The 6,769-nt window shown below is 45.9% G+C and carries 7 protein-coding genes; 4 read left to right on the forward strand and 3 right to left on the reverse strand.

The annotated features are described in order from the left end of the window. Positions 1 to 85: 85 nt before the first annotated feature. The gene (ppnN, locus tag ACTF5U_RS10920) at positions 86 to 1,444 is read left to right on the forward strand and encodes a nucleotide 5'-monophosphate nucleosidase PpnN (RefSeq protein ID WP_438971662.1); all 1,359 of its coding nucleotides are present in this window, start codon (positions 86 to 88) and stop codon (positions 1,442 to 1,444) included. A gap of 34 nt (positions 1,445 to 1,478) precedes the next feature. On the opposite strand, the gene ACTF5U_RS10925 is transcribed toward ppnN, so the two are convergent. Both ACTF5U_RS10925 and ACTF5U_RS10930 read right to left on the reverse strand, forming a co-directional pair. Then, positions 1,479 to 2,075 (reverse strand): hypothetical protein, encoded by a 597-nt coding sequence (locus ACTF5U_RS10925; RefSeq protein WP_438971663.1) that lies wholly within the window; start codon positions 2,073 to 2,075, stop codon positions 1,479 to 1,481. Beyond that, complete coding sequence (locus ACTF5U_RS10930; protein WP_438971664.1) at positions 2,072 to 3,613, reverse strand: AmpG family muropeptide MFS transporter; 1,542 nt, start codon at positions 3,611 to 3,613, stop codon at positions 2,072 to 2,074. Before ACTF5U_RS10930 ends, ACTF5U_RS10925 begins: the two co-directional genes overlap by 4 nt. Positions 3,614 to 3,771: 158 nt before the next feature. On the opposite strand from ACTF5U_RS10930, the gene dinB reads away from it, so the two are divergent. Together dinB and ACTF5U_RS10940 are read left to right on the forward strand one after the other, a co-directional pair. Next, complete coding sequence (gene dinB / locus ACTF5U_RS10935; protein ID WP_438971665.1) at positions 3,772 to 4,860, forward strand: DNA polymerase IV; 1,089 nt, start codon at positions 3,772 to 3,774, stop codon at positions 4,858 to 4,860. A gap of 67 nt (positions 4,861 to 4,927) precedes the next feature. Continuing rightward, on the forward strand, positions 4,928 to 5,563 hold the full coding sequence (locus tag ACTF5U_RS10940) for a hypothetical protein (protein WP_438971666.1): 636 nt from the start codon (positions 4,928 to 4,930) through the stop codon (positions 5,561 to 5,563). 513 nt (positions 5,564 to 6,076) lie between these two features. Here ACTF5U_RS10940 and ACTF5U_RS10945 read toward each other — a convergent pair. Further along, positions 6,077 to 6,427 (reverse strand): cupin domain-containing protein, encoded by a 351-nt coding sequence (locus ACTF5U_RS10945; protein WP_438971667.1) that lies wholly within the window; start codon positions 6,425 to 6,427, stop codon positions 6,077 to 6,079. A 177-nt stretch (positions 6,428 to 6,604) separates the two neighbouring features. Here ACTF5U_RS10945 and ACTF5U_RS10950 point away from each other — a divergent pair. Further along, positions 6,605 to 6,769, forward strand: a 165-nt coding sequence (locus ACTF5U_RS10950; RefSeq protein WP_438971677.1) for a DEAD/DEAH box helicase, incomplete at its 3' end; no start/stop codon positions are given.

The raw sequence follows: 6,769 nt of genomic DNA on the forward strand, positions 1-6,769 counted from the left end.
GGGCATTCTCTAAACGCAAACAAGCATTGATCCTGATTATGAACAGTGGGAATATCAAACTGAGTTTCCTCATTAAAGGTAGACCATGAACAAAGTCGCGCATACCACGATTCGCCCTGTCCGCAGCCTGAATCTTTTGTCACAGGAAGAAATCTTCAAGCTCAGCAATACCCGGGCTGATTTACACAAATTATTCCGTGACTGCGCACTCGCCATCCTTAACACCGACAGTGAAATTGATGATGCCGAGGAAATCTTTAAAACCTTTGCTGACTTTGACATCCGCCTTAAGCCGGAAGCGCGTGGGGTGATGCTCGAAATCCTAAACGCACCAGCACAATCGTTTGTCGATGGCAAAATCATTCGCGGTATACAGGAGCATCTTTCATCGGTACTGCGTGACATCGTCTACACCGACTTTAAGATCCTGACCGAAGAAGCGGACGACTCGGTGCACATCACCGATAAAGTATTCCGTATTCTGCGCAATGCTGAGGTCGTTCGACCCGGTGTCACCCCAAACCTGGTTGTCTGCTGGGGTGGCCACTCTATACCGCGTAAAGAATATGATTATGCAAAACATGTGGGCTATGAGCTGGGCCTGAGAGGAGTGGATATTATTACTGGCTGCGGTATTGGCGCGATGAAAGGCCCTATGAAAGGTGCCGCAGTGGGTCATGCCAAGCAACAACTCAAAGACGGGCGTTATATCGGTATTAGCGAACCTGGGATTATTGCCTCAGAGTCACCGAATGCGATTGTGAATGAACTGGTGATCATGCCGGATATTGAAAAACGGCTAGAGGCCTTTGTCAGACTCGGTCATTGCTTCGTGGTTTTCCCGGGTGGTGTCGGCACTGTTGAAGAAATCATGTACCTGCTGAGTATTCTGCTTCACCCCGACAACAAACAAGGCATCCCACTCATATTCGCCGGTCCTGAATCATGTCGTGATTACTTTGATACGCTGGATACGTTCTTAAAACAATGCCTGGGCGATGATATTGCCGAGTTGTATGAAATCATTATCGGCAGCCCTGAAAAAGTCGGCGCTAAAGTAAAACAAGCCATTGAAAGCGTCCATGAAGACCGCCATGCCAGTCAGGATGCCTATTACTTCAACTGGCAGTTAAATATCGACCCCAGTCTACAGATGCCCTTTATCCCAACGCATGCCAACATGGCATCACTTCGCTTATATCCGGATATGCCCGAACATGAGCTGGCCAGTAACTTGCGTTCGGCATTCTCTGGGATTGTTGCAGGTAATGTAAAAGCCTTTGGTATTCGTGAAGTCGCCAAACATGGACCCTATCTCATAAACGGTGATCCGGAACTGCTCCGTGCCATTGATGATTTGTTACGCAAATTTGTCCACGAGAAACGCATGAAACTGGGTCAGGATGAACATGCCTATAAGCCCTGTTACAAGCTGCTGGATTAATTAAAAAACCCTTTTATCGTATAAGCCAAAAAGGTTATTCGGAAATAATATTCAGCTCGTTCACGTAAACCAACTCACAGGCGCGGGCACCGGTATCTTCACGGGTTAAAGAACTCTGCCACTGCCAGCCATCATCGTCCTGCACCCTGATAAGCTGGCCTTTAAAGCGAATGATCTGGCCGGGCTTCACCGAATCCAACACTTTTTCGACATGATCATTAGCCGGAACAATGTGCATATTGGCACTTTGCGTTTCAATGATTCGTCTTGGTACCGGGAAATGCTCAACCCGCCAGTGATACCATCGACCTGACTGGCGAATATCAATAGCCGTTAAGACCGATTCATCTGACATTCTCTGCCAGCCCAGCGCTAAATCAGTCGGGGCTATATCACTCTCTCTGTCTAACCAATAATTTTCACGTGACAACACTTTGGCCTCTAACGAAAAATCGGCCAAGGGTGTAATCAGATAATCATTGAACTGAAAGCTCTCCGCATTCTCAATTCGGGTTTGTACCGGAGCCTTGTCGACTTTTACACCGGAACCTAAGGTAACCGTTTCCGCAGCTCGACATTGCCAGACTGTAATGGCAATCAACAATCCCAACAGAAGGATGCGTAAATTCATGACTGTGTCAGATTGAACCGTTTCGCCGCAAATAAAATCAATAACAATACTGGAATTCCCATCAACGCCGTTAACAAGAAAAACCATTCATAACCGATACTTTCCACCATGGAACCAGAGTACCCCCCGAGCATTTTTGGCAGTAAGGTCATTAAGGAACTGAATATTGCATATTGCACCGCAGTAAATGAGATATTGGTCAGGCTCGATAAAAAGGCAATAAACGCGGCGCTCGCCAGACCGGCTGATAAGTTATCGGCGGATATGACGATATATAACATCGTCAGATCATTGCCCATACCCGCAAGCATCATAAATAATATATTCGTTAACGCAGACAGCAGTGCACCTAAAAACAATATCCGCATAACGCCATATCTGACAGCCAGAATACCGCCCAGAAAGCCCCCAAATATCGTCATGAATAAGCCAAAGCTTTTCACAACGGTCGCTATTTGTGGTTTGGTAAAGCCCATATCTTGATAGAACACATTGGCTATTACGCCAAGAACAATATCCGAAATCCGATAAAGCCCCACAAGCGCGAGCAGTAACCAGGCTAACGACCAGCCATAACGACGGAAAAAGTCCTGAATCGGTTCGACATAACTGCGATGGATGAGATTGTCATTAACCCATTCAAAACGCATACAAAAGCGTCCCAGCAACACGGCGACCATTAATGCCAGTGTAAACCGCATCAACTCGACTAAAATCACTGAGAGATAGCGGTTATGCAACAAATCGCTGAAGAAACCCTTGAGCTGGGTCGCAATATCACTACTCGCCGCAAAGCAGGCAATAAACCCGGACACCGCCACCACAAAAGTCACGAATAATCCGGCATAGTCCCAAGCGGGTTGAGCAGCACGATGCTCGTTTACCTCAGGCTCATCAACCACCAGGGTAGTAATAATGCCAATAAGCATAAACAGCGCCATCACCAGATAGGCCATTTGCCAGGCGGAAAAGTTATAAATGTCGGGCGTTGAACCAAACGAACTGGCAAGAAATAAGGCACCAGCACCGGCGATTAACATACCGATACGGTAACCGGCGATATACGTCGCCGACATCAATGCCTGATATTCCTCACCGGCAGACTCAATCCGGTAGGCATCAATCACCACATCCTGAGTTGCTGAGGAAAACCCCAGTAACACCGCTGCCAAGGCCATCAAGGTGAGCCCCTGACTGGCGGGATCAATCAGCGCCATTAATACAATGGATAGCACCACCATGAGTTGCGATAACAACAGCCACGCACGACGGCGGCCCAGCGTTTTGGTTAATAAAGGTAACGGGATCACATCAACCAACGGCGCCCAGACAAATTTGAACGAATAGCCCAGCGCGGCCCAGCTAAAATACGTCACCGCCGCACGCTCAACCCCGGCTTCGCGTAACCAAAGACTCAGCGACGAAAAAATCAGTAACAATGGCAAACCGGCGGCAATACCAAAAAACAGCATCGTCACCACCCGTGGGTGACAAAACGCCTGCACACTCTCCCGCCATGAATGAATACGTGCTATCAAGCCAAACTCTCTGATTAGGTTTAATCGGTTAAAGTAACACTGAAAAATACAGCAATCCACTCTGCATGTGTGAACCACTTCGTCATACTGAAATGCAGATACGACACAGCCCTGTTGAATATGAGAAAATAACGAGAACATTACAGCTCTATTGGCACATGAAACGACAGCGAAAAATTATTCACGTTGATATGGATGCGTTCTTTGCATCGGTTGAACAGCGCGACAATCCTGACTATCAGGGTAAGCCCTTAATCGTCGGTGGCCAGCCTGATAGCCGCGGTGTTGTGGCGGCCTGTAGTTATGAAGCGAGAAAGTTTGGTATTCACTCCGCTATGCCCTGTTCACGCGCCTATCGACTATGTCCGCAAGCGCTGTTTGTCAGACCGCGATTTGACGCCTACCGTGAAGTCTCACAGCAAATTCGTTCCATCTTCTGGCGTTATGCTTCCGAAGTTGAGCCATTATCGCTTGATGAAGCCTATTTAGATGTCACCTACACAGAAGACTTTAATGGTTCTGCCACCCTGATCGCCAAAGCCATCAAGAGAGATATTCTGGAAGAAACCAACCTCTATGCGTCCGCCGGTGTGTCGTATAACAAATTTCTCGCCAAAATCGCATCCGATATGGATAAACCCAACGGGCTTTATGTCATTCTCCCTCACCAGGGCGAAGCTTTTGTCAGCGAATTAGCGATAGGTAAATTTCACGGCATCGGCCCCGCCACAGAAGCCAAGATGAAACAGCTCGGTATTGAAACCGGCTATGACCTGCGACAAAAAACCGAGGCTGAATTAACCGAACGTTTCGGTAAGTCGGGCCAGTATTATTACAACATCGCCAGAGCGATTGATGAGCGCCCCGTTCGCAGCAAACGGATCCGTAAGTCGTTAGGCAAAGAAACCACGTTTTCAGAAGACATCCTGTCTGTGCCAGAACTCGCTGCCAGATTAGGCGATCTTGCTGAGATCGTGCTGGAAAGTCTGGCCAAACAAAACCTGAAAGCCCGCACCGTGACCGTTAAAGTCAAATACGCCGACTTCCAGCAAGTCACCCGGGCACAAACCCTGGAACACAGTATTGCTTTGACTGATTTAAAAGAATGGATTCCAAAATTACTAAACCGAACGGAAGCGGGTCAGAAAGCCGTTAGACTAGTGGGATTGAGTTTGAGTGGGTTTGCTCTGCCCGTTACAGAAAAGGTGCAGCCGCAACTAGATTTGGCGTTGAATGATGTTTTTTGAATTTATCTTAATTGAAAATATGTATTAGTGTAATTCGGTCTACAAGCTTATTAATTAAGGGCACACTATGAGTAAAAGATTAAAGTTAAGAATAGCTTTTTCAGTATGTTTAGGCTTGTTTTTATTACCCATACTTGTATACATAGGTGAGTTTGGTATAGGTGTATGGTCCGAGCACACTAAGTGGGCCGAAATGGGATCTGCATTTTCTGGAATCTACTCCCCATTTATTGCACTTCTGGCTTTTATTATTCTTTTTCGTCAGACAAAGTCGCAAGAAAGTGTATACAAGCATCAGTTTGATCAAGCTTACATTCAGGACGTTCGTACAGATCTCAATTTTTACTTGGCTAGACTCGATTCATATCTAGACGTTCAAAATCATCAAGAAGAAACGCCTAGATCTGCCTTGGCAAGGTTCTCATCAATCAGTGAAGATAACCTTCTCAATGATGAGTCACAAATGCTAGCGAGACAGTTCATATCTAAACATAGAAAAGTAATTGATATATGGATCGCTTTGTACCCATTGCTCATTGGACTAAGTGTCAATAAAAAATATCCTTATGACCTATGCTATAGCGGCTCAATACTTAAAATAGCAACAGTGCTTTCTATGAGCAGCTGTGTCAGCTTAGATCAAATCTATTACTTATCTAATCATGGCATTAAAAAAGATGAACTTATTTTTTGGTCAAACTAACAAGGACTAAAACACGACACTCTCGGTCTTAAGTTTGGAGTCATTCTTTATTATTTAACCTCTTACGCTGCCGCTGAGCGTTCATTTAATTGGATTCGTCGCGATCATGCGACTTACTCTTCGAGCACCTCCGGCGTCCAAATTCGTTCCCTACAAATTTGTCGCTTCGCTCAAACATGTGTCCACTTAACCCATAAAATAAAGCTAATTTTTAGCGGCAATAGACGAGAATAAGAAAGCTCTTCTTTCCCCGTTTGTGCTGACGAGTAGCGGAGAGTTATCTGGGGAACGATTGGTCAGTGTCTGACCGAAGGGAGTTTTGACCAATCGCCAGATAAGTTGAGCAACGCAGTGAAGCCGCAGGCCAGCACGGTGGGGCGCCCTAGGGTTGTTAGGGATTTGGCCGCACAAATCCCTAACTCGCCACTAAGGCGAAATTATTCACGAACCTAGTTAAACTCTTATATGAAAAGAGACTTACCAGTCCTTCCTTTTGGAATAATCAAATGGAATTTATTTTCCAACAGACTTAATCACGTTCGCCCATATTTTCAATCGGCTGAAAGCACATTTAACAAGATTGCCGTCTTTATGTTTGAAGCGTTTCTTCAACGCTTTTTTCACTTCCCAGGTGCCTTTGTAGCCATTCGGGAATACCACTAAGTCACCCGCTTTAAATGTGGTGGATGGGCCGCCATCTTCAGGCGTCATGACACATTCACCTTCGACGATAAACGCAATTTCTGTGGTAACAAACGCCCACGGAAATACTGAGGCCTCTTTTTCCCATGTTGGCCAATGAGCAACGCCCAGTTGTTTTAAACGTGCTTCGCTTGGGTTGCTATCAACTGTAATTTCTTTCATTTTGATTCCTGTATATCGTTTATCCCCAAAATCAGAGCTGATTTGGGATGAGGCTTTGTATTTGATTGACGTATTTTGCCTGTCTTTTAACGATAAACCGAATTTATCGATCACTGGCCATGTTAGACCAAGGGCAATTTGCCATAATAGTCGCCTTTATCTGTGACTGAATCTTATATGGAAACTGCCGGGCAACCAGCGCTGAACGTCTTACAAAGCATCTTTGGATACGACGCCTTTCGTCATAATCAGGAAGCCATTGTCGAGCATGTGATTAGCGGCGGTGATGCACTGGTGCTGATGCCAACTGGCGGCGGTAAATCGTTGTGTTATCAGATCCCA

Source organism: Methylophaga sp. (genome assembly GCF_965655755.1).
Taxonomy (GTDB): domain Bacteria; phylum Pseudomonadota; class Gammaproteobacteria; order Nitrosococcales; family Methylophagaceae; genus Methylophaga.

Bases quoted from the DNA above. Each gene is read 5' to 3' on its own strand.
- ppnN (WP_438971662.1), top strand. From the start codon at position 86: ATGAACAAAGTCGCGCATACCACGATTCGCCCTGTCCGCAGCCTGAAT.
- ACTF5U_RS10925 (WP_438971663.1), bottom strand. From the start codon at position 2,075: ATGAATTTACGCATCCTTCTGTTGGGATTGTTGATTGCCATTACAGTC.
- dinB (WP_438971665.1), top strand. From the start codon at position 3,772: ATGAAACGACAGCGAAAAATTATTCACGTTGATATGGATGCGTTCTTT.
- ACTF5U_RS10940 (WP_438971666.1), top strand. From the start codon at position 4,928: ATGAGTAAAAGATTAAAGTTAAGAATAGCTTTTTCAGTATGTTTAGGC.
- ACTF5U_RS10945 (WP_438971667.1), bottom strand. From the start codon at position 6,427: ATGAAAGAAATTACAGTTGATAGCAACCCAAGCGAAGCACGTTTAAAA.